The 25,536-nt window shown below is 70.9% G+C and carries 20 protein-coding genes; 9 read left to right on the top strand and 11 right to left on the bottom strand.

Annotation, left to right across the window (positions count from 1 at the left end; genetic code table 11):
- Nucleotides 1-351 precede the first annotated feature (351 nt).
- The 6 genes from ACFVDP_RS14770 to ACFVDP_RS14745 form a co-directional block, all read right to left on the bottom strand.
- Nucleotides 352-1,350, bottom strand: coding sequence for a sugar phosphate isomerase/epimerase family protein (locus ACFVDP_RS14770; RefSeq protein WP_383488770.1), 999 nt, complete (start codon nt 1,348-1,350; stop codon nt 352-354).
- Nucleotides 1,351-1,362: 12 nt separating this feature from the next.
- Nucleotides 1,363-2,634, bottom strand: coding sequence for a Gfo/Idh/MocA family protein (locus ACFVDP_RS14765; RefSeq protein WP_383488767.1), 1,272 nt, complete (start codon nt 2,632-2,634; stop codon nt 1,363-1,365).
- Nucleotides 2,635-2,692: 58 nt separating this feature from the next.
- Nucleotides 2,693-3,754, bottom strand: a complete 1,062-nt coding sequence (locus ACFVDP_RS14760) for a substrate-binding domain-containing protein (RefSeq protein WP_383488764.1) — start codon at nt 3,752-3,754, stop codon at nt 2,693-2,695.
- Between the two features lie 20 nt (nt 3,755-3,774).
- Nucleotides 3,775-4,797, bottom strand: coding sequence for an ABC transporter permease (locus ACFVDP_RS14755; RefSeq protein WP_383488761.1), 1,023 nt, complete (start codon nt 4,795-4,797; stop codon nt 3,775-3,777).
- 202 nt (nt 4,798-4,999) lie between these two features.
- Nucleotides 5,000-6,487, bottom strand: a complete 1,488-nt coding sequence (locus tag ACFVDP_RS14750; protein ID WP_383488759.1) for a sugar ABC transporter ATP-binding protein — start codon at nt 6,485-6,487, stop codon at nt 5,000-5,002.
- Between the two features lie 252 nt (nt 6,488-6,739).
- Nucleotides 6,740-7,921, bottom strand: a complete 1,182-nt coding sequence (locus tag ACFVDP_RS14745) for an ROK family protein (protein ID WP_383489546.1) — start codon at nt 7,919-7,921, stop codon at nt 6,740-6,742.
- Nucleotides 7,922-8,177: 256 nt separating this feature from the next.
- Between ACFVDP_RS14745 and ACFVDP_RS14740 the strand changes: the two genes are divergently transcribed.
- Entirely contained in the window at nt 8,178-9,398 is a 1,221-nt protein-coding gene (locus tag ACFVDP_RS14740; protein WP_383488756.1) for a low temperature requirement protein A, read from the top strand.
- A 213-nt stretch (nt 9,399-9,611) separates the two neighbouring features.
- Here the strand turns inward: ACFVDP_RS14740 and ACFVDP_RS14735 are convergent, their stop codons facing one another.
- The 3 genes from ACFVDP_RS14735 to ACFVDP_RS14725 all read right to left on the bottom strand — a co-directional run bounded on the left by ACFVDP_RS14735 (nt 9,612) and on the right by ACFVDP_RS14725 (nt 12,986).
- Nucleotides 9,612-10,289, bottom strand: a complete 678-nt coding sequence (locus ACFVDP_RS14735) for a GntR family transcriptional regulator (RefSeq protein ID WP_383488753.1) — start codon at nt 10,287-10,289, stop codon at nt 9,612-9,614.
- Nucleotides 10,290-10,438: 149 nt separating this feature from the next.
- A complete protein-coding gene (locus ACFVDP_RS14730; RefSeq protein WP_383488750.1) occupies nt 10,439-11,386 on the bottom strand; it encodes a beta-ketoacyl-ACP synthase III in 948 nt (315 codons plus the stop codon).
- A 244-nt stretch (nt 11,387-11,630) separates the two neighbouring features.
- Nucleotides 11,631-12,986, bottom strand: a complete 1,356-nt coding sequence (locus ACFVDP_RS14725; protein ID WP_383488747.1) for an OFA family MFS transporter — start codon at nt 12,984-12,986, stop codon at nt 11,631-11,633.
- Between the two features lie 247 nt (nt 12,987-13,233).
- Here ACFVDP_RS14725 and ACFVDP_RS14720 point away from each other — a divergent pair, with 247 nt between their 5' ends.
- The 6 genes from ACFVDP_RS14720 (at nt 13,234) to ACFVDP_RS14695 (ending at nt 20,614) form a co-directional block, all read left to right on the top strand.
- The gene (locus ACFVDP_RS14720; RefSeq protein WP_383488744.1) at nt 13,234-14,214 is read left to right on the top strand and encodes a 2-dehydropantoate 2-reductase; all 981 of its coding nucleotides are present in this window, start codon (nt 13,234-13,236) and stop codon (nt 14,212-14,214) included.
- On the top strand, nt 14,211-16,211 hold the full coding sequence (locus tag ACFVDP_RS14715; RefSeq protein ID WP_383488741.1) for a molybdopterin oxidoreductase family protein: 2,001 nt from the start codon (nt 14,211-14,213) through the stop codon (nt 16,209-16,211). The genes ACFVDP_RS14720 and ACFVDP_RS14715 overlap by 4 nt, the downstream gene beginning before the upstream one ends.
- Nucleotides 16,212-16,213: 2 nt before the next feature.
- The gene (locus ACFVDP_RS14710) at nt 16,214-18,025 is read left to right on the top strand and encodes an NADH-ubiquinone oxidoreductase-F iron-sulfur binding region domain-containing protein (RefSeq protein ID WP_383488738.1); all 1,812 of its coding nucleotides are present in this window, start codon (nt 16,214-16,216) and stop codon (nt 18,023-18,025) included.
- On the top strand, nt 18,022-18,885 hold the full coding sequence (locus ACFVDP_RS14705; RefSeq protein ID WP_383488735.1) for a 2Fe-2S iron-sulfur cluster-binding protein: 864 nt from the start codon (nt 18,022-18,024) through the stop codon (nt 18,883-18,885). Before ACFVDP_RS14710 ends, ACFVDP_RS14705 begins: the two co-directional genes overlap by 4 nt.
- Nucleotides 18,886-18,892: 7 nt before the next feature.
- Nucleotides 18,893-19,741 carry a formate dehydrogenase accessory sulfurtransferase FdhD gene (gene fdhD, locus ACFVDP_RS14700; protein ID WP_383488733.1) on the top strand — a complete coding sequence of 283 codons (849 nt, stop codon included), beginning with the start codon at nt 18,893-18,895 and terminating at the stop codon, nt 19,739-19,741.
- A 222-nt stretch (nt 19,742-19,963) separates the two neighbouring features.
- Nucleotides 19,964-20,614: a fasciclin domain-containing protein gene (locus ACFVDP_RS14695; protein WP_383488730.1), complete on the top strand. Its 651-nt coding sequence runs from the start codon at nt 19,964-19,966 to the stop codon at nt 20,612-20,614.
- Here the strand turns inward: ACFVDP_RS14695 and ACFVDP_RS14690 are convergent.
- A complete protein-coding gene (locus tag ACFVDP_RS14690; RefSeq protein WP_383489543.1) occupies nt 20,583-21,665 on the bottom strand; it encodes a bile acid:sodium symporter family protein in 1,083 nt (360 codons plus the stop codon). The two genes, ACFVDP_RS14695 and ACFVDP_RS14690, sit on opposite strands and share 32 nt — an antisense overlap.
- Nucleotides 21,666-21,797: 132 nt before the next feature.
- On the opposite strand from ACFVDP_RS14690, the gene ACFVDP_RS14685 reads away from it, so the two are divergent.
- Nucleotides 21,798-22,655: a LysR substrate-binding domain-containing protein gene (locus ACFVDP_RS14685; protein ID WP_383488727.1), complete on the top strand. Its 858-nt coding sequence runs from the start codon at nt 21,798-21,800 to the stop codon at nt 22,653-22,655.
- Between the two features lie 160 nt (nt 22,656-22,815).
- On the opposite strand, the gene ACFVDP_RS14680 is transcribed toward ACFVDP_RS14685, so the two are convergent.
- Nucleotides 22,816-23,790 (bottom strand): Lrp/AsnC family transcriptional regulator, encoded by a 975-nt coding sequence (locus ACFVDP_RS14680; protein ID WP_383488724.1) that lies wholly within the window; start codon nt 23,788-23,790, stop codon nt 22,816-22,818.
- Between the two features lie 144 nt (nt 23,791-23,934).
- Between ACFVDP_RS14680 and ACFVDP_RS14675 the strand changes: the two genes are divergently transcribed.
- Nucleotides 23,935-25,419: an MFS transporter gene (locus ACFVDP_RS14675; RefSeq protein WP_383488721.1), complete on the top strand. Its 1,485-nt coding sequence runs from the start codon at nt 23,935-23,937 to the stop codon at nt 25,417-25,419.
- Nucleotides 25,420-25,536 lie beyond the last annotated feature (117 nt).

Below are 25,536 nucleotides of genomic sequence, written 5' to 3'. Positions count from 1 at the left end.
GGAGTGCCGTGCGGGCCCGTTTCGGGTTCTGCTGCGGGTTCTGCTTCTGCTGCTGTGCACGAAAGTCCCTCCGGGAACGGGGTGGGCCGTATGGGATGGGTGCGTAGACGTGCGGTGCGGGCGCCGGGGTGCGCCGTCACCCCGGAAGGTTCATCTAGGCCATGTACACGGCAGGAAGTTAGCCGCGTTTGTCTTGCGCCGATAGACCTTGTGCGCGGGTTCGTTTTTCTTTCTCCTGCGCCTGGACAAAGAGGTATTCGGGCAGGGTTCAGCGGCGGCTCGACCGTCGTGGCTGAGCGCGCCACGCGGCGGAGCCGCACATCGATACAGCCCCGCGCCCCTTACGGGGCGCTAGTTGCTGAACGCCGAATCGAAGGACGAGCTGGGCGGGTCGAAGTCGAAGGACTTCAGGCGGGTCAGCGCCTCAGGGGCGCCCTGGAGGCGGTCCATGCCCGCGTCCTCCCATTCCACGGAGATCGGGCCCGCGTAGTCGATCGAGCGGAGCATGCGGAAGACGTCCTCCCAGGGCACGTCGCCGTGTCCGGCCGAGACGAAGTCCCAGCCGCGGCGCGGGTCTCCCCACGGCAGGTGGGAGCCGAGGCGGCCGTTGCGGCCGTCCAGGCGCCGGCGGGCCTCCTTGCAGTCGACGTGGTAGATCCGGTCGCGGAAGTCCCACAGGAAGCCGACCGGGTCGAGGTCCTGCCACACGAAGTGCGAGGGGTCGAAGTTGAGGCCGAAGGCGGGGCGGTGGCCGACGGCCTCCAGCGCCTTCTGCGTGGTCCAGTAGTCGTACGCGATCTCGCTCGGGTGGACCTCGTGGGCGAAGCGGACCCCTTCGGTGTCGAAGACGTCCAGGATCGGGTTCCAGCGCGTCGCGAAGTCCTCGTAGCCGCGCTCGATCATCGTTTCGGGCGCGGGCGGGAACATGGCGACGAGGTGCCAGATCGACGAGCCGGTGAAGCCGATGACGGTGTCGACGCCGAAGGCGGCCGCCGCGCGGGCGGTGTCCTTGATCTCGGCGGCGGCGCGCTGCCGGACGCCCTCGGCGTCACCGTCGCCCCAGATGCGGGCGGGCAGGATCGCCTCGTGGCGTTCGTCGATGATGGCGTCGCAGACGGCCTGGCCGACCAGGTGATTGGAGATCGCCCAGCACTTGAGGCCGTACTTGTCGAGGAGCGCGTGCCGACTGTCGAGATATCCGGGATCCTTCAGCGCCTTGTCGACCTCGAAGTGGTCGCCCCAGCAGGCGAGTTCGAGGCCGTCGTAGCCGAAGTCGCGGGCCAGGCGGCAGACCTCCTCCAAGGGCAGGTCCGCCCACTGGCCGGTGAAGAGAGTGAACTGACGTGGCACGGGAGGGCCTCCTCAGACCGGTACGGGGGTGTAGACCGAGTTCTTCGCCGCGCTCTCCTCGACGGCGGCCAGCACGCGCTGGACCTGCAGTCCGTCGGCGAACGACGGGGCGGGCGGGGCGCCTTCGGCGATGGCCCGCACCAGGTCGTGGGCCTGGTGCACGAAGGTGTGCTCGTAACCGAGGCCGTGGCCCGGCGGCCACCACGCCTCCAGGTAGGGGTGTTCGGGTTCGGTGACGAGGATGCGGCGGAAGCCCGCGCTGACACCGGGTTCGGTCTGGTCGTGGAAGTAGAGCTCGTTCAGGCGCTCCAGGTCGAAGGCGAGCGAGCCGCGCTCACCGTTGAGTTCGACCTTGAGGGCGTTCTTGCGGCCGGTCGCGAAGCGCGTCGCCTCGAAGGAGGCGAGGGCGCCGGAGGCGAAGCGGCCGGTGAAGAGCGCCGCGTCGTCGACGGTGACCTGGCCGAGGCCCGGTTCCCCTCCCCCGGGGCCGCCGGCCGCCGAGAGGCCGGAGGAGGCGCCGACCGGCAGGGGACGTTCACGGACGAACGTCTCGGTGAGCGCCGACACCCCGGCGACCGGCTCGCCCGCGAGGAACTGGGCGAGGTCCACGGCGTGCGCCCCCAGGTCACCGAGGGCGCCCGAGCCCGCGTACGGCTTCTGCAGCCGCCAGGTCAGCGGGAACGACGGGTCGACGAGCCAGTCCTGGAGATAGCTGACGCGCACGTGCCGCAGGGTGCCGACGCGTCCCTCCGCGACCATGCGGCGGGCCAGGGCCATGGCCGGGACCCGCCGGTAGTTGAATCCGGTCATCGCCACCTGCCCGCGCCGGGCGGCGCGTTCGGCGGCCTCCGTCATCGCCTGCGCCTCCTCGACGGAGTTGGCGAGCGGCTTCTCGCACAGCACGTGCTTGCCCGCTTCGAGCGCGGCGATGGCGATCTCGGCGTGGCTGTCGCCGGGTGTGCACACATCGACGAGGTCGACGTCGTCGCGGGCGATCAGCGCCCGCCAGTCCGTCTCCGCCGCGGCCCAGCCGAGCCGGTCGGCCGCGGCGCGCACGGCCTGTCCGTCGCGGCCGCAGACCGCGGCGAGGCGCGGCGCGAGCGGCAGGTCGAAGACGCGGCCCGCGGTGCGCCACCCCTGGGAGTGGGCGGCGCCCATGAACGCGTAGCCGACCATGCCGACGCCGAGGACGGGCTTGGAGGCGTCGGGCACCACCCGATTCACGTCGTCGTCGCCGTCACCGCCCGGTTCACGGGCCGTCGTGCCGCTGCTGCTTCCTGCCATGCCGAAGTCCTCCTCGTCCACGCCGTGTTCGCCGGATGCGCCGTGCCCGTGGGCCGCATCACTTGAAGCCGGTGGACATGTACTTGTCGATGTTCGTCTCGTCGACGACGGCCGAGTACAGGGTCACGTGGGCCGGGATCTCGAACTCGGCCATGCCGCCGATCCCCTTCCCCTGGCCGAGGGCGCGGGCGAGGTCGATGGCGGACGCGGCCATCGTGGGCGGATAGAGCACGGTGGCCTTCAGCACACCGCGACCGCTCTTGATCGCGTCGAACGCGGAGAGGGCGCCCGCGCCGCCGACCATCAGGAAGTCGTCGCGGCCGGCCTGCTCGATGGCGCGCAGGGCACCGACGCCCTGGTCGTCGTCGTGGTTCCAGAGCGCGTCGAAGTTCTTCTGCGCCTGGAGCAGCTGGGCCATCTTGGCCTGGCCCGACTCGACGGTGAAGTCGGCGGCCTGGCGGGCCACCTTCTTGATGTTCGGGAAGTTCTTCAGGGCGTCGTCGAAGCCCTGGCTGCGCTGCTTGGTCAGTTCGAGGTTGTCGAGGCCGGCGAGCTCGACGACCTTGGCGTTCTTCTTGTCCTTGAGCTTCTCGCCGATGTAGTTGCCGGCCGACAGGCCCATGCCGTAGTTGTCGCCGCCGATCCAGCAGCGGTACGCCTGCGGGGTGTCGAAGATCCGGTCGAGGTTCACGACGGGGATACCGGCGCGCATCGCCTTCAGGCCGACCTGGGTCAGCGCCTTGCCGTCGGCGGGGAGCACGACGAGGACGTCGACCTTCTTGTTGATGAGGGTCTCGACCTGGCCGATCTGGGCGGCCGTGTCGTTCGAACCCTCGGTCGCCTCCAGCGTGACGTCGGAGTACTTCTTCGCCCGCTCCTTGGCGTTGTCGTTGATCGCGTTGAGCCAGCCGTGGTCGGCCTGCGGCCCGGCGAACCCGATGGTGACCTGCTTGCCCGGCTTGCTGTCCGCGACCGGCTGATCCGCGGGCTTGCTGCCGCCGTCGCCCTTGTCGCTCGGCTCGTTGCTGGTACAGGCCGTGAGCAGGCCGCCCGCGGTGACCGCGGCGGCAGCGCCGAACAGGAGGCTTCTGCGGCTCGACACACTTGTCGACTCTGGCATGGCGTCGTCCCTTCCCGGACTCATGAAGTGGTGTTGGCCGTACGTCGCTGGAGCAGGACCGCCGCGACGATGATCGCGCCCTTGGCGATCTGCTGCGTCGCTGTCTCCAGGTTGTTCAGCGCGAAGATGTTCTGGATCGTGATGAAGATCAGGACGCCGAGGACGGAGCCGACGATGCTGCCGCGGCCGCCGGTGAGCAGGGTGCCGCCGATGATGGCGGCGGCGATGGCGTCGAGTTCGTACAGGTTTCCGTTGGTGTTCTGGCCCGACCCCGCGAGGACGAGCAGCAGGAACGCGGCGATGCCGCAGCACAGGCCGGACAGCAGGTACAGGTACAGGCGCTGCCGGCGTACGTCGATGCCAGCCAGCCGGGCCGCCTCGGGGTTGCCGCCGACCGCGACGGAGCGCCGGCCGAACGTGGTGCGGTTCAGGACCAGCCAGCCGACGACGGTGACCGCGGCGAAGACGAGGACGAGCGGAGGGATGCCGAGGATGTAGGAGTCGCGTTCGCCCAGCTTCAGCACCGAGTCGACCGTGATCATCTGGGTCTTGCCGTCGGTGATCTGGAGGGCGAGGCCGCGGCCCGACGCCAGCATCGCCAGGGTGGCGATGAAGGGGACGATGTTGCCGTACGCGATGAGCACGCCGTTCACCAGGCCGCAGCCGACGCCGACGAGGATCGCCGTGAGCAGGATGCCGAGGAAGCCGTACTCCTGCGTCGCGACGGTCGAGGCCCACACGCTGGCGAGCGCCACGATCGCGCCGACGGAGAGGTCGATGCCGCCGGAGATGATCACGAAGGTCATGCCGACGGTGACGACGCCGATGACGGAGGCCTGGGTCAGGATCAGCTGGACGTTGTCGCCGTCCAGGAAGCTGTCGGGCTGGGTGATGCCGCCGATGACGATCAGGGTGGCGAGGACGCCGAGCAGGGAGAGTGTGCGGATGTCCAGGCGGAGGGCGCCGAGGGTTTTGGGGTGGGATTTGGTGACGGCGGCGCGGTTCGGCTCCGCCGGGCGGGTGGGTGAGGCGGGCTGCGTCATCGCGCCGGGTCCCTTCTTGTGGGGTGCGGCTCGGGGGTGTTCGGTCGGGTGTCGGGTGCCGGTTGTGTGTGGCTGGTCGCGCAGTTCCCCGCGCCCCTTTCAGGGGCGTTCCCTCGGATGCCGCGTGCGGGTTGTGTGTGGTTGCTCGCGCAGTTCCCCGCGCCCCCTACGGGAGCCTTCGGGCACCCCCTGGCGGGGCGGTTCACGTCGGGGTGCCTTCCATTACCAGGTCCAGGACTCGGTGTTCGGTCAGGGCTTGGGCCGGGGCCTCGTGGACGACCGTTCCTTCGCGCAGGACCAGGACTCGGTCGGCCAGGCCCAGGACCTCGGGGACCTCGCTGGAGACCAGGAGGACGGCGAGGCCCTCGTCGGCCAGGCGGCGGATCACGGCGTAGAGCTCGGCGCGGGCGCCGACGTCGACGCCGCGGGTGGGCTCGTCGAGGAGGAGGACCTTGCAGCCGCGCAGCAGCCAGCGGGCGAGGACGGCCTTCTGCTGGTTGCCGCCGGACAGGGTGCGTACGGGAGCCGAGGGGTTGTCGGGGCGGATGTGAAGCTCGCGGGTGGCCTCCAGCGCCGCCGCCCGTTCCCCGCGCCGGTCGAGCCAGCCGGCGCGTGCGAAGCGGGACATGGAGGAGACGGAGACGTTGCGGGTCACCGACTCCAGCATCAGCAGGGCCTGTGCCTTGCGTTCCTCGGGGGCGAGTCCGAGACCGGCGCGGACCGCCGCGCGCACGCTGCCAGGCCGCAACTCCCCTCCGTCGACAGTGACCTGACCCGACGTCGGTTTCCGGGCGCCATAGATCGTCTCCAGGATCTCGGAGCGGCCGGAGCCGACCAGACCGGCCAGGCCGACGATCTCGCCGGGGCGCAGATCGAGGTCGAGGGGGGCGAACTCGCCCTCGCGGGACAGGTTGCGCGCCCTGAGCACCGGCTCGGCGGTGGAGGCCGCGGCCGGCCGGTCCGGGAAGACGTACTCCACGTTGCGGCCCGTCATCAGGGAGACCACGTCGCGGGTCGGGGTGTCCTTCGCGGGGAGGCCGTCGGCCACCGCGCGGCCGTCCTTGAGGACGGTGACCCGGTCGCCGATGCGGCGGATCTCCTCCAGGCGGTGCGAGATGTAGACGACGGCGACGCCGTCCGCGGTGAGGCCCGTGACGATGCGGAAGAGGTTGTCGACCTCGTCGGGGTCGAGCGCGGCGGACGGCTCGTCCATGACGATCAGGCGGACGTCGTGGGAGAGGGCGCGGGCCATGGAGACGATCTGCTGTCCGGCGGCCGGCAGCTCGCCCACCAGGGTGGCCGGATCGATCTCGCCGTGCCCAAGTCGTTTGAGCAGCGCGGCTGTTGAGGCCTTGGCGTCGCGACGGCGTACGACGAATCCGGCAGCCGTCGGCTCGTGGCCGAGATGGACGTTCTCGGCCACCGACAGGTGCTGCACCAGGTCGAGCTCCTGGTAGATGGTGGCGATACCCAGCCGCATCGCGGCGATCGGCGAGCGCAGGGTGACCGGTTCCCCGCGCCAGGTGATGGCTCCCTCGTCGGGCTGGTGGACGCCGGCGAGGACCTTGATGAGGGTGGACTTGCCCGCGCCGTTCTGGCCGAGCAGACAGTGCACTTCACCCGCGCGGACCTCCAGGTCCACGCCGTCGAGGGCGCGGACACCGGGGAACGACTTGGTGATGCCGGACATGGTGAGCAGCGTTGACTGTGGTGCCGTTGGTTCCTGTGGTGCCTGAGGTGCCGATGGTGCCGTGGGTGCCATGGCGGTTCCCTTTTGAACGGGTGCGGGCCGGGTTCAGGGCAGAGCAGGGCGGAACGGGGTGGAACAGGGTGCGGCGGAGCAGCGTGCGGCCGTGCGTCGGAACGAGGTGCGGCGGAGCGACGTGCGTCAGGGCAGGGCGGAGCTGAGCGCTGTACTGAGATGCCGGTCCCGCGACGGTGGCTACGCGGGTGAGAACAGGTGGTCGCTGATCAGACGGGCGCCGCCGATGACTCCGGCGGCGGGGCCCAACTCCCCGAGAACGATGGGGAGATTGCCGGTCGCCAGCGGGAGTGACTGGCGGTAGACCTGGGTGCGCAGCGCGGCGAGGAGGGTGTGACCGAGTCCGGTGACACCGCCGCCGATGACGACCAGGCCGGGGTTGAAGAAGCTAACGAGGGAGGCGATGACCTGGCCGGTGCGGTTGCCGCCCTCGCGGATCAGTTCGAGGGAGGTGCCGTCACCGGTGGCCGCCGCCACCGCGACGTCGGACGCGCTGAGCCGGCCCGACGCCTCGAGGCGGGTGGCCAGTTCCGGTGAGCGGCCGTCGCGGGCGGCCTCCTCGGCGTCGCGGGCGAGCGCCGCGCCGCTGAAGTAGGCCTCCAGGCAGCCCTTGTTGCCGCAGGCGCACTGGCGGCCGTCCGGCTCTACCTGGATGTGCCCGATGTCGCCCGCGGAGCCGGTCGTGCCGCGGTAGACCTCGCCGCCGACGACGATGCCGCAGCCGATACCGGTGCCGATCTTGACGCAGAGGAAGTCGCGGGCGGTGCGGGCGACGCCCGCGTGCTGCTCGCCCATCGCCATCAGGTTCACGTCGTTGTCGACCATGACCGGGCAGCCCAGGTCCTGACTGAGTGCCTCGCGGACCGGGAAGCCGTCCCAGCCGGGCATGATCGGCGGGGCGACCGGGACGCCCTCGGGGAAGCGGACGGGACCGGGCACGCCGATGCCCGCTCCGTCGAACCCCTCGGCGAGTCCGGAAGCCCTCAACTTGGCTGCCATGGCGAGGACTTGCTCGAAGACCGCGACCGGGCCCTCGCGGACGTCCATGGGCTGGGTGATGTGTCCGAGTACCTCCAACTCGGCGTTGGTGACGGCGACATCGACCGAGGTCGCGCCGATGTCGACGCCGAGGAAGCGGAGTTCGGGCGCGAGCCGGATGTTGTGGGAGCGACGGCCGCCGCGCGATGCGGCCAGTCCGTCGGCGACCACGAGTCCGGTCTCAAGAAGCCGGTCCACCTCGACGGCCAGCTTCGACCGTGAGAGGTCGACCTGATCTCCCAGCTGGGCACGGGAGTTGGGCCCACCGTCGCGCAGCAGTCGCAGCAGCCGCGCCTGGTGCGCGTTCGCGGGCCGAGCCGTCATGCGTCTCACGTGCCCCTCCCCGCCTCTTCGGGCTCCGTCGGACCGTCGCTCGTGTTCACCGGCGTTTCCGCCCGGCAGCTCGGTCCGGCTTTCGATGGGGAACGTAGCAGCGGCTGCCGGGAGTGGGAAGAAGTTGCACAGGAATTACCCACGACTTTCTCCCGTCACAGGACAAAGCTCGATGCGGAACCTCCGTCGGCGTCCGGCCCGTAGGCTGTCCGCCGCCAGAACGCGCCACGTCGGAGGGGGTCCGGGGATGACACCGGAGGCGGCACCGCCGCACCAGGCAGACATATCGACCGCGCGGGGTCCGCAGGCCCCGCAGCCGGTCACGACGCTCGAGTTGTTCTTCGATCTGGTCTTCGTCTACACGCTGACCCAGCTCACCGTGGTCATCGCCCACGATCTCTCCTGGGCCACGGCGGGCCGGGTCACGCTGCTCTTCGCGCTGCTTTATTGGATGTACTCGGCGTACGCGTATCTCACCAACCAGGTGCCGCCGGACCGTCCGTCGCGGCGGCTGCTGATGCTGTTCGGCATGGGCGCGTTCCTGATCTGCGCGCTGTGCATCCCGCATGTCTTCGACCCGGAGTCGAACGCGGGCGTCGTCTTCGGTCTCGGATTCCTGCTGGTCGTCGTGGTGCACAGCGTGCTGTACACGCGCAGCCACGGTGGCGATGTCATCTGGTACGCGGTGCCCAACTCGCTGGCCGCGCTGGCCGTCACCGGGGCGGGGCTGTGCTCGGGACTCGTCGCGGACGGGCTGTGGGTGCTGGCCATCGCGGTGCAGTTCCTGACGCCTCGGCTCGCGGAGTACGGGCCGGCGCGGCGCGGCGGGCGGTCGACGTCCGAACTCCGGGTCCAGCTGGGCGGGTTGCACCCGGGGCATCTCGTGGAGCGGCACGGTCTGCTGCTCATCGTGTCGTTCGGGGAGTCCGTCGTCGCGATCGGGGTGGGCGTCGGCGATCTGCCGTTCACGCCGGGGGTGTTCACCGGGGTGTTTCTCGCGCTCACGCTCGCCGGGGCGCTGTGGTGGACGTACTTCGTGCGGGACGAGGGCGGGGCCGAGCACGCGTTCGCGGCGACGCCGCCCGAGCGGCGCTGGTGGCTCGCCATGACGGCGTACTACTACGCGTTCGTGCCGATGCTGCTCGGGGTCGCGTTCCTCGCCGCCGGGATCAAGAAGGCGCTCGGGCACATCGGGGAGCAGCTGCACGCCGGACCCGCGCTGGCCCTGGCCGGTGGGGTGGCGCTGTTCCTCGGCGGGGATGTGGCGTTCCGCTACGCGATGCGGATGTTTCCCGTGGGGTATCGGGTCATGGCGGTGCCGGTGGTGTTGGCCACGGTGGTGCTCGGGATGCGGGTCTCGGCGTTGGCTCAGCTTCTGGGTCTTGTGGTGGCGCTGGTGCTCATGCTGGGGGTCGAGGCGCGGTGGTCGTCCTGCGCGGGGCGGCTCCGCGCCGGGCCTGTGGGGTGATCTTCTTCGGGTGCCGGCTGTGTGGGGGCCGGGCGCGCAGTTCCCCGCGCCCCTGGCGGGGCTGGTTCACGGGCCCGCATCGGTCTGCTCCCCCAGTGCAGGGGCGGGGAAGCTCATCGTCGTCGAGTTGCGGTCGTCTAGGGCTGAGCGCGCAGTTCCCCGCGCCCCTGGCGGGGCGCCCCCCCACCCCCGGCGCTCACACGCGACGGTTCGTCAGTCTCGGTCTCGGTGGTGGTAGGTCTCTCGGGTGTGTTCCGTGTGGGTGCGCATGATGGCTGTCGCGCGGGATTCGTCGCGGGCCGAGATCGCCGCGATGAGTTCGCGGTGCTCGATCCAGGACTGCTTGCCGCGCTGGCGGGCCACCGGCTGGTAGTACCAGCGGACCCGGCGGTCGACCTGGCCGGCCAGCTCGGCGAGGACGACGTTGCCCGCCAGTTCCATGACCTTCGCGTGGAACTCGGCGTTCGTCGCGACGACCAGGTCCACGTCCCCGTCGGCCACCGCGCGCTCGCCCTTGGTGCAGAGCTCCTCCAGGGCGGTGATCCCGGACTTGCCCGCGTTGGCCGCCGCGAGCCGGGCGGCGTCGGCCTCCAACAGCGTACGGACCGCGAGGAGTTGATCGGCCTCCTCCTCCGTGGGCTCGTGCACGAAGGCGCCCTGAGCCGGACGCAGATCCACCCAGCCCTCGGTGTTCAGGCGCTGCAACGCCTCCCGCACCGGCTGGCGCGAGACGCCCAGGTGCCCGGCGAGCTCGCTCTCCACCAGGTGCTGACCGGGCTGCAGGGCGCGCGTGGTGATGAGCTCCAGCAGTGCCTCGTAGACCCGCTCGCGCAGTGGTCCCGGGCGCTCGAGCTTGGGCACCGCCCCCTGCGGCAGTCCTGTGGACAACATCGCGGTCCCCCTCCTGGGCTTCGGACGATCCGGCGAGCCGATTCCGACGGATTGTCTTTGGAATACAGTTTACCGAGCACAATCGCTACAGCTAGGGGCAGTTGGCCTCGTCACATCCAGATGCCCCGGGTACCCCGGAAACCCGCACGTCACGGGCAGCGGACGACCTGGCCGGCGTAGGAGAGATTTCCGCCGAAGCCGAAGAGCAGCGCGGGCGACCCGCTCGCCAGCTCCCCGCGTTCGACCAGCTTGGACAGGGCCATCGGGATGCTCCCGGCCGAGGTATTGCCGGAGTCGACGACGTCCCGCGCGATCACGGCGTTCACGGCGCCGATCTTCTCCGCGAGGGGTTCGATGATGCGCAGGTTCGCCTGGTGCAGGACGACGGCGGCCAGGTCCGCCGGGGCGAGACCGGCCCGCTCGCAGGCCTCGCGGGCCAGGGGCGGCAGGAAGCGGGTGGCCCAGCGGTAGACGGACTGGCCCTCCTGGGCGAAGCGCGCGGGCTCGCCCTCGATCCGTACGGCGTTGCCCATCTCGGGGACCGAGCCCCACAGCACCGGGCCGATGCCGGGTTCCGTCCCGTCCGCGCACGGCTCGATCACGACGGCGCCCGCACCGTCGCCGGTCAGCACGCACGTGGTGCGGTCGGTCCAGTCGGTGACGGCGGACATCTTGTCGGCGCCGACGACGAGGGCGCGCCGTGCGGCCCCGGCGCGCAGCGTGTGGTCGGCGGTGGCGAGGGCGTGGGTGAAGCCGGCGCACACGACGTTCAGGTCCAGGGCGGCCGGGGACGGGACGCCGAGGCGGTGGGCGACGCGGGCCGCCGTGTTCGGGGAACGGTCCACCGCCGTGGAGGTGGCGACGACGACCAGGTCGATGTCCTCGGCGGTCAGGCCCGCCGCGGCCAGCGCCTTGGCGGCGGCGTGCGCGGCGAGCTCGTCGACCGGTTCGTCGGGGCCCGCGATGTGCCGGGTGCGGATGCCGACGCGCGAGCGGATCCACTCGTCGTTGGTGTCGACCATGCCCGCCAGGTCCTCGTTGGTCAGGATCCTGGCGGGCTGGTAGTGGCCGATGCCGACGATGCGCGAACCGTTCATGGAGGGTCCCCTCAAGTGCCTTGCCCGCGGGCCCTGTGTCCCCGTCCGAGCTGCGGACATTCCAGTCTGGTCAGCGACCGGTGAGTAACCGGTGACGTATGCGACAGGAATGCGGGGCAAGGCTTGGAGAGTTCCGACCGATCAACCCGTAAACAGCTGCGTCGCCTTTTGCACCAGTTCGTACAGTCCGTAGGCGAGCGGAGCGCCCACCCACAGCCAGGCGAAGGCGATGAGAGCCCGGCGGTCAGGCGGATTGCTGCTGGTCTCGGGCGGGGGCGGCTGCGTCATCGGCGGACTCCTCGGGCGCGGGTACGTGGTGGTGGCGGGCATGGACCGGCCGGACGAGTTCGTTGGCGACGAAGCCGACGACGAGCAGGCCGATCATGATCGTGAGCGACAGGCCGTAGAGGGACGCGCCGTGCTTGCCCGCGCTCTCCTGGCTGTCGGCGATCCGGTTGACGATGAGCGGGCCGAGCACACCCGCAGTGGACCAGGCGGTGAGCAGCCGGCCGTGGATGGCGCCCACCTGGTAGGTGCCGAACAGGTCCTTCAGGTAGGCGGGGATCGTCGCGAAGCCGCCTCCGTAGAAGGAGAGGATCACGAGGGCGCAGAGCACGAAGAGGGGTTTCGAGGAGTCGCCCCAGAGCGCGATGAGGAGATACATCAGGGCGCCCACGCCGAGGTACAGGCGGTACACGTTCTTACGGCCGATGAGGTCGGAGGTGGAGGACCAGCCGATGCGGCCCGCCATGTTCGCGGCGGAGAGCAGGGCGACGAAGCCTGCGGCGGCCGATGCGGATACCGGGGTGCTGGAGGTCTGGAAGAAGTCGGTGATCATCGGGGCGGCTTTTTCCAGGATGCCGATGCCCGCCGTGACATTCATGCAGAGGACGATCCACAGGCACCAGAACTGGGGGGTGCGGATCGCCTGGTTCGCTGATACCTGCGGGCCGGTGGGGGTTGCTCGCGCAGTTCCTCGCGCCCCTGGCAGCGAATCCGCTCGCGGCACTCGTATCAGCAGCACGCCCAGCGACATGAAGACCGCGTACACGACGCCGTGCACCAGGAACGCCAGTTCCAGGCCGCCGTTGCCCGAGCCGAACGACTCCAGCATCTGGGCGCTCCACGGGGACGCGATCAGCGCGCCGCCGCCGAAGCCCATGATCGCGATGCCCGTGGCCATGCCGGGCCGGTCGGGGAACCACTTGATCAGCGTGGAGACCGGCGAGATGTAGCCGATGCCCAGGCCGATGCCGCCGACGAAGCCGTAGCCGAGGACGATCAGCCAGAACTGTTCAAGTCCCGCGCCCAGTGCGGAGATCAGGAAGCCGGACGAGAAGCAGATCAGGGAGACGGTCATCGCCCAGCGCGGTCCGTTGCGCTCGACGAGCGTGCCGCCGAACGCCGCGGACAGCCCGAGCATCACGATGGCCAGCTGGAACGGCAGCGCGCTCTGCGTGCCGCTCACATGCAGGGCGTCCTCGATGGCGGGCTTGAAAACGCTCCAGGCGTAGGCCTGGCCGATGGACAGATGGACCGCGAGAGCGGCTGGGGGGACGAGCCAGCGGCTCCAGCCGGGGGGTGCAACAGGGGGCCTCATGATCCAGAACCGTAGGTAGGAGCGGAGGAGTTGGGAAGGGGGCGTACGGGATCGGTCGACCGTATGCAATGAACCTGCACATCCATGAACCCGCGCATCCGTGACGACGCGCATCCGTGCGCGGACCCTTGTCGACCCAACTTCCATACTGTAGACAATATTCCATCGGCTCCATCGATTCCTCCGGACCGCCACCGCCCGTGCGAGCGGGGCGGAGCCGGCACCCTCGACCGGACGGAGCGCTCCAGTGAAAGTCGCAGTTCTCGGCGCCGGAGCGATCGGCGCCTACGTCGGAGCCGCCCTGCATCGCGCGGGCGCCGACGTCCATCTCGTCGCCCGCGGACAGCACTTGGCGGCCATGAGGCGGGACGGTGTACGGGTGAGCAGTCCGCGCGGCGATTTCACCGCCCGGGTGCACGCCACCGACGACCCGGCCGACATCGGCCCGGTCGACCATGTCTTCCTGGGCCTGAAGGCCACCTCGTACGCGGCGTGCGGGCCGCTGATCGAGCCGCTTCTGCACGCTCGTACGTCGGTGATCGCGGCGCAGAACGGCATTCCCTGGTGGTACTTCCACGGGCACGGCGGCCCGCACGACGGGCACCGGCTCGACAGCGTCGATCCGGGGGGCGCGGTCAGTGCGGTGCTCGCGCCCGAGCGGGCGATCGGCTGTGTCGTGTACGCCGCGACCGAGCTGGCGGCGCCGGGCGTGGTCCGGCATCTCGAAGGCACCCGGTTCTCCATCGGGGAGCCGGACCGGACCGTGTCGGCCCGCTGCGTGGAGTTCAGCGACGCGATGAGGGCCGGCGGCCTGAAGTGTCCCGTCGAACCCGAACTGCGCGCCGACATCTGGATCAAGCTGCTCGGCAACATCTCGTTCAACCCGATCAGCGCCCTGGTGCGCGCCACGATGCGGCAGATGTGCCGGCACGGCGGCACCCGGCGGGTCATCGAAGTCATGATGACCGAGACGCTGGAGGTCGCCGCGGCTCTCGGCTGCCGGCCGGACATCTCCGTCGAGCGCCGTCTCGCCGGTGCCGAGCGGGTCGGCGACCACCGCACCTCCACCCTCCAGGACCTGGAACGCGGAAAGCCCCTGGAACTGGACGTGTTGCTGGCCGCGGTGGTGGAGCTGGCCGACATCACCGGCGTCGAGGTGCCGACCCTGCGCACCGTGCACGCCCTCTCGGATCTGCTCGCCCACGGCATGAGGAGGGACGCCGCATGAAGCAGAAGCGTCGCGACCGCACCCCGAACGGCCGCAACGGCCGCAACGGCAACCAGAAGAGCTACACCCGGCTCACCCAGCCGCTGCTGCGCGAGGTGCCCGGCGACCGCACTTCGCCCTTCAGGCAGGCGACTTGGGACGAGGCGCTGGACGCGGCGGCGGCCGGGTTCCGGCGGGCGCGGGCCGCGCACGGCCCCGACTCCTTCGCGATGCTGTCCTGCGCCCGCGCCACGAACGAGATGAACTTCGTGGCGCAGAAGTTCACCCGGGTCGTCATGGGCACCAACAACGTCGACTCCTGCAACCGGACCTGTCACGCGCCGAGCGTGGCCGGGCTGTCGGCCGTCTTCGGCTCGGGCGGCGGCACCTCCTCGTACGAGGAGGTCGAGCACACGGACCTGATCGTGATGTGGGGATCCAACGCCCGTTTCGCGCACCCGATCTTCTTCCAGCACGTGCTGAAGGGGATCCGCAACGGGGCGCGGATGTACGCCGTCGACCCGCGCCGCACCTCGACCGCCGAGTGGGCGGAGAGCTGGCTCGGGCTCAACGTCGGCACCGACATTCCGCTCGCGCACGCCGTCGCCCGCGAGATCATCGCGGCCGATCTGCACAACAAGGCGTTCGTGGAGCGGGCGACGACCGGCTTCGAGGAGTTCAAGGCGCTCGTCGAGCCGTGGACGCTGTCGCTCGCCGAGAAGGTCACGGGCGTCCCGGCGGCGGCCGTCCGCGATCTCGCGCACGCCTACGCGACGGCCGAACGCGCCCAACTGTGCTGGACGTTGGGGATCACCGAGCACCACAACGGGACCGACAACGTCCGGGCGCTCATCAATCTGTCGCTGCTGACCGGGCACGTCGGCCGGTACGGCGCCGGGGTGCAGCCCCTGCGCGGGCAGAACAACGTGCAGGGCGGCGGCGACATGGGCGCCATCCCCAACCGGCTGCCGGGCTTCCAGGACATCCTCGACGACGGGCACCGGCTGAAGTTCGAGCGTGCCTGGGACACCGTGATCCAGCCCCGGTACGGCATGACCCTCACCGACATGTTCGAGGCGATGGAGCACGGCTCGCTGCACGCCGTGTACTGCATCGGGGAGAACCCGGCCCAGTCCGAGGCCGACAGCGAGCAGGCGGCGCGCCGGCTCGCCGCGCTCGACCACCTGGTGGTGCAGGACATCTTCCTGACGAAGACCGCGGAGATGGCCGATGTCGTGCTCCCCGCCACCGCGTCGTGGGCGGAGACCGAGGGCACGACGACCAACAGTGAACGGCGCGTTCAGCGGGTGCGGGCCGCGCTGCGGGCGCCGGGCGAGGCGCGTGAGGACATCGACATCATCTGCGACGTGGCCGGGCGGCTCGGCCACGACTGGAAGTACCCGGACGCCGAGACGGTCTGGAACGAGCTGCGCGCCCTGTCCCCCGACCACTTCGGGATGACCTACGACCGGCTCGACGCGCACCAGGGCCTGCAATGGCCGTGCCCGGACGTCGACGAGCTGCCGTCCTCCTATCTGCACGGGCGGCTGTGGGAGGCCGACCCGGAGCGGCGGGGGCGGCTCGCGGCGTTCGGGCTCGTCGAGCACGATCCGCCGGTCGACCTGACCGACGAGTCGTACCCGATCCGGCTGACCACCGGGCGCCGTCTCGACTCGTACAACACCGGTGTGCAGAGCGGGAGTTTCGCCTCCCCGCTGCGCCGCGGCGAGTACGTCGAGCTGTGCCCGGAGGACGCGGAGCGGTACGGCGTCGTGGTCGGCGAGGAGGTCCGGGTGTCGTCCCGGCGCGGCGTGGTGACCGCGCCGGTCTGGGTCGACCCGGGGCTGCGTCCCGGGCTCGCCTTCATGACCATGCACTTCCCCGACGAGGTGGACACCAACGCGCTGACGATCGAGGCCAATTGCCCCATCGCCGGGACGGCGGAGTTCAAGGCGTCGGCGATCCGAGTCGAGAAGATCTCGGACTCGGATTCCGAGAAGCTGACGGTGAGGGGCTGACGGTGGATCTGCGCTTCGGGGACAGCAAGCCGACCGACGAGGAGCGGGCGGCCGTCGACGCGCTGCTCGGACCGCCGGCCACCGCGTGGGAGGCGCCTGCCGGGGAGTGGGTCGACCGGCCGGACGCCGATCTGCGGTGGGCCCGGGGCGGGCGGGCCGCGCGCGACCGGCGTGATCTGCTGCTGCCGGGGCTGCACGCCGTCAACGACCGGGTGGGGTGGATCAGCGAGGGGGCGCTCGCCTATCTGTGCCGGCGACTCACGGTGCCGCCCGCCGAGGCGTACGGGGTGGCGACGTTCTACTCCATGTTCTCGGTGCGGCCGCGGGCTTCCACCGTGCTGCACGTGTGTACCGATCTGGCGTGTGCGCGGGTGGGCGGTGCCGATCTTTGTACGTCGTTGAAGGCGCGGGGCGGGAACGGTGTGGCTGTCGAGGAGTCGCCGTGTCTCGGGGTGTGCGAGCGGGCGCCTGTCGCTCTGCGTGTGTCGGCCGGGGCCCCTGGTTCCGCCGAGACCGTCGTACTGCCACGGGGCTCCGCCCCGGACCCCGCTCCTCAATCGCCGGAGGGGCTTGATCTGCCCCAGGCCGGTGACGACGGGCTGATCCTCCTCCGGCGCGTCGGCGTCGTCGATCCCGCCGGCCTCGACGACTACCGGGCCCACGGCGGTTACCTGGCCCTGCGGCGGGCCTTCTCCATCGGGGCCGCCGGTGTGATCCGGGAGGTCACGGACGCGGGGCTCGTGGGGAGGGGCGGGGCCGCGTTCCCGACCGGGCGGAAGTGGCAGGCCACCGCCGCTCAGCCGGACGGGCCGCACTATCTCGTGTGCAATGCCGACGAGTCCGAGCCGGGCACCTTCAAGGATCGGGTGCTGATGGAGGGCGACCCGTACGCGCTCGTCGAGGCGATGACGATCGCGGCGTACGCGACCGGCGCCCACCACGGCTATCTGTACCTGCGCGGCGAGTATCCGCGCGCCCTCGCCCGGCTGACGCATGCCGTCGAACAGGCGCGTGCCCGTGGGCTGTTGGGCGACGACATCCTCGGGCAGGGCTTCGCCTTCGACATCGAGATCCGGCGGGGGGCGGGCGCGTACATCTGCGGTGAGGAGACGGCTCTGTTCAACTCCATCGAGGGGTACCGGGGCGAGCCGCGCTCCAAGCCGCCGTTCCCGGTGGAGAAGGGGCTGTTCGGCAAACCGACGGCGGCGAACAACGTCGAGACGCTTCTCAACGTGCTGCCGATCCTGACCATGGGCGCCGAGGCGTACGCGGCCATCGGCACCGGCCGGTCCACCGGGCCCAAGCTGTTCTGCGTCTCCGGCGCCGTCGCCCGCCCCGGCCTCTACGAACTGCCCTTCGGGGCGACCCTCGGCGACCTGCTCGCCCTCGCCGGGACCCCGCACCCGCTGCGCGCGATCCTGCTCGGCGGCGCGGCGGGCGGCTTCGTCCGGCCCGACGAGCTGGACATCCCGCTGACCTTCGAGGGCACCCGGGAAGCGGGCACCACGCTCGGCTCCGGGGTCGTCATGGCCTTCGACGACGCGCTGCCGCTGCCCCGGGTCCTGCTGCGCATCGCCCAGTTCTTCCGCGAGGAGTCGTGCGGGCAGTGCGTGCCCTGCCGGGTGGGCACGGTGCGCCAGCAGGAGGCGCTGCACCGGATCGCGGAGCGGCGGGGCATCGACGCCGAGGACGACATCGCGCTGCTGCGCGAGGTGGGGCGGACCATGAAGGACGCCTCGATCTGCGGTCTCGGCCAGACCGCCTGGAACGCCATCGAGTCCGCCATCGACCGTCTGGGGGCGTACGCATCATGACGACGACCGTGCCGCTGGGGATACCCCGCCGGCTGATGGAGTTCACCCTCGACGGGGAGCCGGTGCGCGCGCCCGAGGGTTCGACGATCCTCGACGCGTGCCGTGCCGCGGGGAAGGACGTCCCGACGCTGTGCCAGGGCGACACCCTCACCCCCAAGAACGCCTGCCGGGTGTGCGTCGTCGAGGTGGAGGGCGCGCGGACCCTGGTGCCCGCCTGCTCGCGCCGGGCGGAGCCGGGCATGGAGGTCCGCACGGACACCGAGCGGACCCGGCACAGCCGCAAGGTCGTCCTCGAACTCCTCGCGTCGAGTGTGGACTTGTCGACGACTCCACAAGTCGCCACATGGATCAAGGAGTACGAGGCGAAGCCGGACCGGTTCGGCCCGGACGCGGCCCGCCTCGGCGAGGAACCCAGGGTCGACAACGACCTCTATGTCCGCGACTACGACAAGTGCATCCTCTGCTACAAGTGCGTCGACGCCTGCGGCGACCAGTGGCAGAACTCGTTCGCGATCTCCGTCGCCGGACGCGGTTTCGACGCCCGGATCGCCGTCGAGCACGACGCCCCGCTGACCGACTCCGCGTGCGTGTACTGCGGCAACTGTGTCGAGGTGTGCCCGACCGGCGCGCTGTCGTTCAAGTCGGAGTTCGACATGCGGGCGGCCGGCACCTGGGACGAGTCGGCGCAGACGGAGACGACGACGGTGTGCGCGTACTGCGGAGTCGGGTGCAACCTCACGCTCCATGTGCAGGACAATGAGATCGTGAAGGTCACCTCGCCGCACGACAACCCGGTGACCCACGGCAACCTCTGCATCAAGGGCCGCTTCGGCTACCAGCACGTACAGAACCGGGACTGATCAAGACATGGGACGAGTCACGGAACGGCGCAAGGTCATCCGCATCAGGGGCGGGCAGGTCTCGTCCCGGCCGGACACCCTTGTCGCCGAGGAACCCCTGGAGATCCGGCTGAACGGCAAGCCGCTCGCCATCACCATGCGCACCCCGGGCGACGACTTCGCGCTCGCGGCGGGCTTCCTGGTCAGCGAGGGGGTGCTGGCCGGCGCCGACGATCTGCAGAACATCGTGTACTGCGCCGGTGCGACGCAGGACGGCTCGAACACGTACAACGTGGTGGATGTGCGGACGGCCCCCGGGATCGTCCTCCCCGACATCACGCTCGAACGCAATGTGTACACGACCTCGTCCTGCGGGCTGTGCGGCAAGGCCAGCCTGGACGCGGTGCGCACCACGGCCCGCTTCCCGATCGCCGACACTCCCCCGGTCCGGCTCACCCCCGAGCTGCTGACCTCGCTCCCCGACCGGCTGCGCGAGGCACAGCGGGTGTTCGACCGGACCGGGGGCCTGCACGCGGCGGCGCTCTTCGACGAGGAGGGCACGCTCGTCGACATAAGGGAGGACGTCGGGCGGCACAACGCCGTCGACAAGCTGGTCGGGCGTGCGCTCCAGAGCGGCGATCTGCCGCTGTCGCGCTCGATCCTGATGGTCTCCGGCCGCGCCTCCTTCGAGCTGGCGCAGAAGGCGGTCATGGCGGGCATCCCGGTGCTCGCGGCGGTCTCGGCGCCGTCGTCCCTCGCCGTGGACCTGGCCGCCGAGACCGGACTCACGCTGATCGGCTTCCTGCGCGGCGCCAACATGAACGTGTACGCGGGTGAACACCGGCTCGACCTGCGGGTTCCGGCCGCGTCGAACTGACGCGGGACCCGCGGCACGCCGGACGGGGTCCCGGTGCGACGGGGAGCGCCCCCTGCGTCGGCCGGGCCCCGTCCTCGGCGTGCCGGGCTCTCCTTCGTCGTCGACGTCGACCGATCCGGCGTCACTCGTTCGGGGAAGCGGCCAATCCGGACGGCGCACGGTGCCGGATTACTGGCGACGGGGGCAGAGCGTCCTCGCTGACCAGAACGCCGAGGGATCGTCATGCAGACTCCAGTACGCCGGATCGCCGTCGCAGTCGCCGCCGCGGGCATGCTTCCGCTGGCCCTGACCGCCTGCTCGGACAGCGGCTCCAAGGACAAGGCCTCCGACTCCTCTTCGTCGTCCTCGTCCTCCTCGAAGGACAAGGCCAGCCCCTCCGAGGGCACGTCGGCCATGAGCGAGCCGTTCGGCCCGGGCTGTTCCTCCGTCCCCAAGGAGGGCTCCGGCTCCTTCGACGGGATGGCCAAGGACCCGGTCGCCACCGCCGCCTCCAACAACCCGGCGCTGTCCACGCTGGTCACCGCCGTGAAGAAGGCCGGCCTGGTCGACACGCTCAACAACGCCCAGAACGTCACCGTGTTCGCGCCGACCAACGACGCCTTCGCGAAGATCCCGAAGGCCGATCTCGACAAGGTCCTCAACGACAAGGCGACGCTGACCAAGATCCTCACGTACCACGTGGTCGGTCAGAAGCTCGCGCCGAAGGACCTGGCGAACGGCTCGTTCCCCACGCTGGAGAAGTCGAAGCTCATGACGTCCGGCTCCGGCGAGTCCTACAAGGTCAACGGCTCGGCCAACGTGGTCTGCGGCAACGTGAAGACCGCGAACGCCAATGTCTACCTCATCGATTCGGTCCTGATGCCGAAGAGCTGACGCCGACGCCTGCCCCGGCCGTCCCGGCCGGGGTACGGGCCGGTACCGCGTCCGGTGCGCCGTCCGCGGATTCCCCGGCGTCGTCGGGGTCCTTCGCGCGGCGCTTGGCGAGGACCGCGCACACCATCAGCTGCATCTGGTGGAAGAGCATCAGCGGCAGCACGGCGAGCGAGGCGTGGGCGCCGAACAGCACGCTCGCCATGGGCAGTCCGGACGCCAGGGACTTCTTCGACCCGGCGAACTGGATCGCGATGCGGTCGCCGCGGTCGAAGCCGAGCGCCTTCGCGCCGTACCAGGTCACGGCCAGCATCACGGCGAGCAGCACCGCCTCGACGGCGAGCAGTCCGGCCAGCCGGACGGCGCTCACCTGGTGCCAGATGCCCTGGACCATGCCCTCGCTGAACGCCGTGTAGACGACGAGCAGGATCGAGCCGCGGTCGACGTAGCCGAGGACCTTCTTGTGGCGGGTGAGGAACCCGCCGACCCAGCGGCGCAGCAACTGGCCCGCGACGAACGGCACCAGCAGTTGCAGCACGATCTTCACGACGGAGTCGGCCGAGAAGCCTCCGCCGTTGTTGCCGAGCAGGGCCGCCGCGAGCAGCGGCGTGAACACGATGCCGGCGAGCGACGAGAAGGAGCCCGCGCAGATCGCCGCCGGGACGTTGCCGCGTGCGATCGAGGTGAACGCGATCGAGGACTGGATCGTCGACGGGACGAGGGTGAGGAAGAGCAGCCCGTCGTACAGGTTCTGCGGCAGGAGCACCGGGACCAGGCCGCGGGCCGCGAGGCCCAGCAGCGGGAACAGGACGAAGGTGCAGGCCAGGACCGTGATGTGGAGGCGCCAGTGGCGCAGGCCGTCCATCGCCTCACGGGTCGACAGACGGGCCCCGTACAGGAAGAAGAGGAAGGCGACGGCGGCGGTCGAGGCGCCGGACGCCACGTCGGCCGCGCCACCGCGAGCGGGGAGCAGGGCGGCGACGCCCACGGTCCCGATCAACGCCAGGATGTAGGGGTCGATCGGCATCCAGGACGGCCAGCTCAGGCGTTTCATTGGTTCCTTGGTCTGTGGTTCGCGGTTCATGTCGTGCCCTCTCCATCGTCCACCTCCCACGCTTGATCGGGAATCCTGTATACCGCTCTGACTGTGATCGTGTTCCGTGATGAGCGGGGGTAGGGTCGGGGCATGTACGACCCCGGGCAGCTGAGGACGTTTCTGGCCGTCGCGCAGACGCTGAGCTTCACGCAGGCCGCGCGGCGGCTCGGTCTGCGGCAGTCGACGGTGAGCCAGCATGTGCGCCGCCTGGAGGACGCGACGGGGCGCACCCTGTTCACCCGGGACACGCACTCCGTGGAGCTCACCCCGGACGGGGAGGCGATGCTCGGGTTCGCGCGCCGGATCCTGGAGGTGCACGAGCAGGCGGCCTCCTTCTTCACGGGGACGCGGCTGCGCGGGCGGCTGCGGTTCGGGGCCTCGGAGGACTTCGTGCTGACCCGGCTGCCGGAGATCCTGGAGGCGTTCCGGGTCGAACACCCTGAGGTGGACCTGGAGTTGACCGTCGAGCTGTCCGGGACGCTGCACGAGCAGTTGGACGCGGGCAAGCTCGACCTGGTGCTCGCCAAGCGGCGGCCCGAGGATCCGGGCGGGCAGTCCGTGTGGCACGACCGGCTGGTGTGGATCGGCTCGGAGCGCCTGCGGATCGATCCCGAGCGCCCGGTGCCGTTGATCGTGTATCCGCCGCCGGGGATCTCCCGGGCGCTCGCCCTGGAAGCGCTGGAGCGGCATGGGCGGGCCTGGCGCATCGCCTGTACGAGCGGTTCGCTGAACGGGCTGATCGCGGCGGCCCGGGCCGGGCTCGGGGTGATGGCCCATTCCCGGGGCCTCATCCCTCCGGGGCTGGTGCGGGTGCCGGAGCGGGTGGGGTTGCCGGAGCTCGGGGAGGTGGATTTCGTCCTGCGGGGTTCCGCGGGGCGGGGGCCGGGGGCCGTGCTGGCGCAGGCCATTCTGGGCGGCGGGGAGCGGTTGCACCGGGCCGCGGGGTGAGGGGCCGGGTCATCGGGTGCGGGTCTCGTCGTGGCTGGTCGCGCAGTTCCCCGCGCCCCTGGAAGCGAGCTTCGCTCGCTCAGGGGAGGCTGCGCGTAGCGCATGCCTCAGGGGCGCGGGGAACTGCGCGAGAAGCGGCCACCGGCCCGCAGCCGACCGACTACCACCTGGCCGGAGGCCGATAGGTCAACTGCTTCACGCGCCGCAGGTACGGCGCCGTCTCGACGTGTTCCACACCTTTCAGGTGGCCCAGCTTGCCGCTGACGTACCGGTAGAAGTCGGCCGTGTCGCGAGCCAGCGCCGTGGCCACCAGGTTGGAAGGACCGGCGGTGGCCGCGGCGTGGGCGATCTCCGGGTGGTCGGCCAAGGCCCGGCCGACGTCGTCGAGGTGGCGGGGCGCCGCGGTGATCCAGAGCATCGCCGTGACCCCGTACCCGAGGCGCAGGGTGTCGTACTCGACGTCGATGAAGAGCGCCCCGGACCCGAGCAGCTGGCTCAGCCGGCGCTTCACCGCGGACTCGGATCTGCCCGTGGCACGCTGCAGTTCGGGGTAAGTGGCGCGACCGTCGCGCTTGAGGGCGGCCAGCAGCGGGGCGTCCTCCGGGGTGAGCGACACCGGCTCGGCCGCGACGGGCGGCGGCCGCAGCGCCGCGATCCGCTCCGGGGCGAGCGGCCCGTACTTGCGCAGCCAGCCCTCGGGCCCGCCGAAGAAGCGGTGCAGCACCTGGTGCGCCCGGATCTCCACGATGTGCGGGGTGCGCGGAAGCTTGCCGAGGAGGAGGTCGTCGTGGTCGCCGGGGGTGCGCGGCACCGTGCCGCAGACGATCTCGGTGCCGCCCGAGGTCAGCCCGATCCAGGAGGTGTCGGGGCGCCGGGCCAGCGCCGCGGCGATGGTCTCGGCCCCTTCGGGGGCGCAGCGCAGCCGCAGCATCCAGTTGTCGTGGCCGAGGACCTGGCTGTCCTGGAGGCCGACGACGCGCAGGCCGCCGTCCGCGACGAGCTTGCGGTAACGGCGGGCCACGGTCTGGTCGGAGACGCCGAGCACCTCCGCGATCCGGCTGAACGGCGCCCGTCCGTCCGCCTCCAGGGCCTGGAGGATGCCGAGGTCCAGGTCGTCGAACGGGGTGGATTCCATGTTCCGGCCTCGCTTCGATGTCGGATTCCGTCACTTCGGAGCAGGTGATCACGGCGGTCGGCCGTTCCCCGCTCATCGTACGGAGCACAGCGCATCCGCTGAGAACGACCAGACCGACGAGAACTCTGGCGAAAGGCCACCACCATGCGTACTTGGGGACCCCTGACGGCGGTCTGCCTCGGCACATTCATGCTGCTGCTCGACGTGACGATCGCCGTCGTCGCACTGCCCGACATGGCGGGCGCCCTGCACGCCTCGCTCAGTGATCTGCAATGGGTGATGGACGGCTACGCCCTGGCGCTGGCCGCCCTGCTGCTCGGTACCGGGGCCGCCGCCGACATCCTGGGGCGGCGGCGCGTGCACGTCGTGGGCGTGGTCGTCTTCGCGGCCGCGTCCCTGGTGTGCGGGCTCGCGGGCGGGCCGGCGACGCTCGTCGCGGCCCGGGTCGTGCAGGGCCTCGGCGCGGCGGCGATGTTCGCGACGACGCTGCCCATCATCGGAGCCGTCTACCAGGGGCGGCAGCGCTCCGTGGCGCTCGGCGCGTTCGGCGCGGTCAGCGGCGGGGCGGCGGCGATCGGGCCTGTCCTCGGCGGGCTGCTCACCGAGGGGCCGGGGTGGCGGTGGATCTTCTGGGTCAATCTGCCGGTGAGCGTCGCGGCGGTGTGGCTGACGCTGCGCCATGTGCCCGAGTCGCGCGGGCCGAGGGAGCGGCGCATCGACTGGGCGGGGACGGCGGCGTTCGCGGCGTTCGCGGGCTCGGCGACGTACGGCGTGATCAGGGCGGGCGAGCGGGGCTGGGGCGAGCGGGGTGCCGCTCTCTCCTTCCTCGTCGCCGCCGTGGCGCTGGTCTGCTTCGTCGTCGTCGAGCGGCGCTGCGCCCATCCGATGCTGGATCTCGGGCTGCTGCGCCGGCCCGCGTTCGTGGGGGTGATGGTGGGCGCCTTCGCGTTCAACGCGGCGGCGTTCGGTGTGCTGCCCTACACCTCGCTGTGGCTGCAGACGCTGCTGGGGATGAGTCCGGTCCACGCCGGTCTCGTCTTCCTGTCCCTGTCGGGGGCGTCGATGGTGGTGGCGATCATCGGGGGCAGGCTGCTGCACGGGGTGCCGGCCCGGATCACGGTGGGCGGCGGGCTGCTCCTCGTCGGCGTGGGGGTGTGCTGCCAGGCGGTGCTCGGCGCCGACTCGACCTGGACGGCGCTGGTCCCCGGGCTGCTGCTGGCCGGGGTGGGCGTGGGCCTGGTCTCGCCCGGGATCGCCGGCGCCGCGCTCGCCGCCGTGGAACCCCGGCGGGCGGGAATGGCGGGCGGCTCCATGAACACGTTCCGGCAGCTGGGGTACGCGCTCGGCATCGCCGTCTTCGGCACGGTCGTCATCTCCCGGATGCAGGACACGCTGCCGCGCGGGGCGGCGCACGCACTGGCGGGCGGCGGGGCGGACGGGCTGCGGGGGCAGGTGTCGCGGCGGGCGCTGCACACGGCGTTCGCGCAGGGGCTCAACTCGGCATCGGTGCTGGCCGGTTGTGTGGCGATCGGCGCGGGATTCCTGGTGCTCGTCCTGGTACGGTCCCCCGAGGCGCCGATAGTGGAACCGACCGCTCCGTCCAAAAAGACGGCGCCCGCTCCCCGGTGACCCCGGTGACCTCTCCGTACAGATTCGGTGGAGACGGATGGGAGACCGATGACGAACGGTGAAGAGCGCCGGGAGATTACGCCACCGAAACTTACTGAAAGGTAAGTCTTCTGTCCC

Source organism: Streptomyces sp. NPDC057694, from assembly GCF_042799415.1.
Lineage (GTDB): Bacteria > Actinomycetota > Actinomycetes > Streptomycetales > Streptomycetaceae > Streptomyces.
The sequence above is the reverse complement of the archived record's forward strand: the minus strand, read 5'-3'. Positions and strand labels throughout refer to the sequence as shown.

What these genes read in the sequence shown, in the direction of transcription:
- ACFVDP_RS14765 (WP_383488767.1), bottom strand. Translation starts at nt 2,634, where the DNA reads ATGGCAGGAAGCAGCAGCGGCACGACGGCCCGTGAACCGGGCGGTGAC.
- ACFVDP_RS14760 (WP_383488764.1), bottom strand. Translation starts at nt 3,754, where the DNA reads ATGCCAGAGTCGACAAGTGTGTCGAGCCGCAGAAGCCTCCTGTTCGGC.
- ACFVDP_RS14755 (WP_383488761.1), bottom strand. Translation starts at nt 4,797, where the DNA reads ATGACGCAGCCCGCCTCACCCACCCGCCCGGCGGAGCCGAACCGCGCC.
- ACFVDP_RS14750 (WP_383488759.1), bottom strand. Translation starts at nt 6,487, where the DNA reads ATGTCCGGCATCACCAAGTCGTTCCCCGGTGTCCGCGCCCTCGACGGC.
- ACFVDP_RS14745 (WP_383489546.1), bottom strand. Translation starts at nt 7,921, where the DNA reads ATGACGGCTCGGCCCGCGAACGCGCACCAGGCGCGGCTGCTGCGACTG.
- ACFVDP_RS14740 (WP_383488756.1), top strand. Translation starts at nt 8,178, where the DNA reads ATGACACCGGAGGCGGCACCGCCGCACCAGGCAGACATATCGACCGCG.
- ACFVDP_RS14735 (WP_383488753.1), bottom strand. Translation starts at nt 10,289, where the DNA reads ATGTTGTCCACAGGACTGCCGCAGGGGGCGGTGCCCAAGCTCGAGCGC.
- ACFVDP_RS14730 (WP_383488750.1), bottom strand. Translation starts at nt 11,386, where the DNA reads ATGAACGGTTCGCGCATCGTCGGCATCGGCCACTACCAGCCCGCCAGG.
- ACFVDP_RS14725 (WP_383488747.1), bottom strand. Translation starts at nt 12,986, where the DNA reads ATGAGGCCCCCTGTTGCACCCCCCGGCTGGAGCCGCTGGCTCGTCCCC.
- ACFVDP_RS14715 (WP_383488741.1), top strand. Translation starts at nt 14,211, where the DNA reads ATGAAGCAGAAGCGTCGCGACCGCACCCCGAACGGCCGCAACGGCCGC.
- ACFVDP_RS14705 (WP_383488735.1), top strand. Translation starts at nt 18,022, where the DNA reads ATGACGACGACCGTGCCGCTGGGGATACCCCGCCGGCTGATGGAGTTC.
- fdhD (WP_383488733.1), top strand. Translation starts at nt 18,893, where the DNA reads ATGGGACGAGTCACGGAACGGCGCAAGGTCATCCGCATCAGGGGCGGG.
- ACFVDP_RS14695 (WP_383488730.1), top strand. Translation starts at nt 19,964, where the DNA reads ATGCAGACTCCAGTACGCCGGATCGCCGTCGCAGTCGCCGCCGCGGGC.
- ACFVDP_RS14690 (WP_383489543.1), bottom strand. Translation starts at nt 21,665, where the DNA reads ATGAAACGCCTGAGCTGGCCGTCCTGGATGCCGATCGACCCCTACATC.
- ACFVDP_RS14685 (WP_383488727.1), top strand. Translation starts at nt 21,798, where the DNA reads ATGTACGACCCCGGGCAGCTGAGGACGTTTCTGGCCGTCGCGCAGACG.
- ACFVDP_RS14680 (WP_383488724.1), bottom strand. Translation starts at nt 23,790, where the DNA reads ATGGAATCCACCCCGTTCGACGACCTGGACCTCGGCATCCTCCAGGCC.
- ACFVDP_RS14675 (WP_383488721.1), top strand. Translation starts at nt 23,935, where the DNA reads ATGCGTACTTGGGGACCCCTGACGGCGGTCTGCCTCGGCACATTCATG.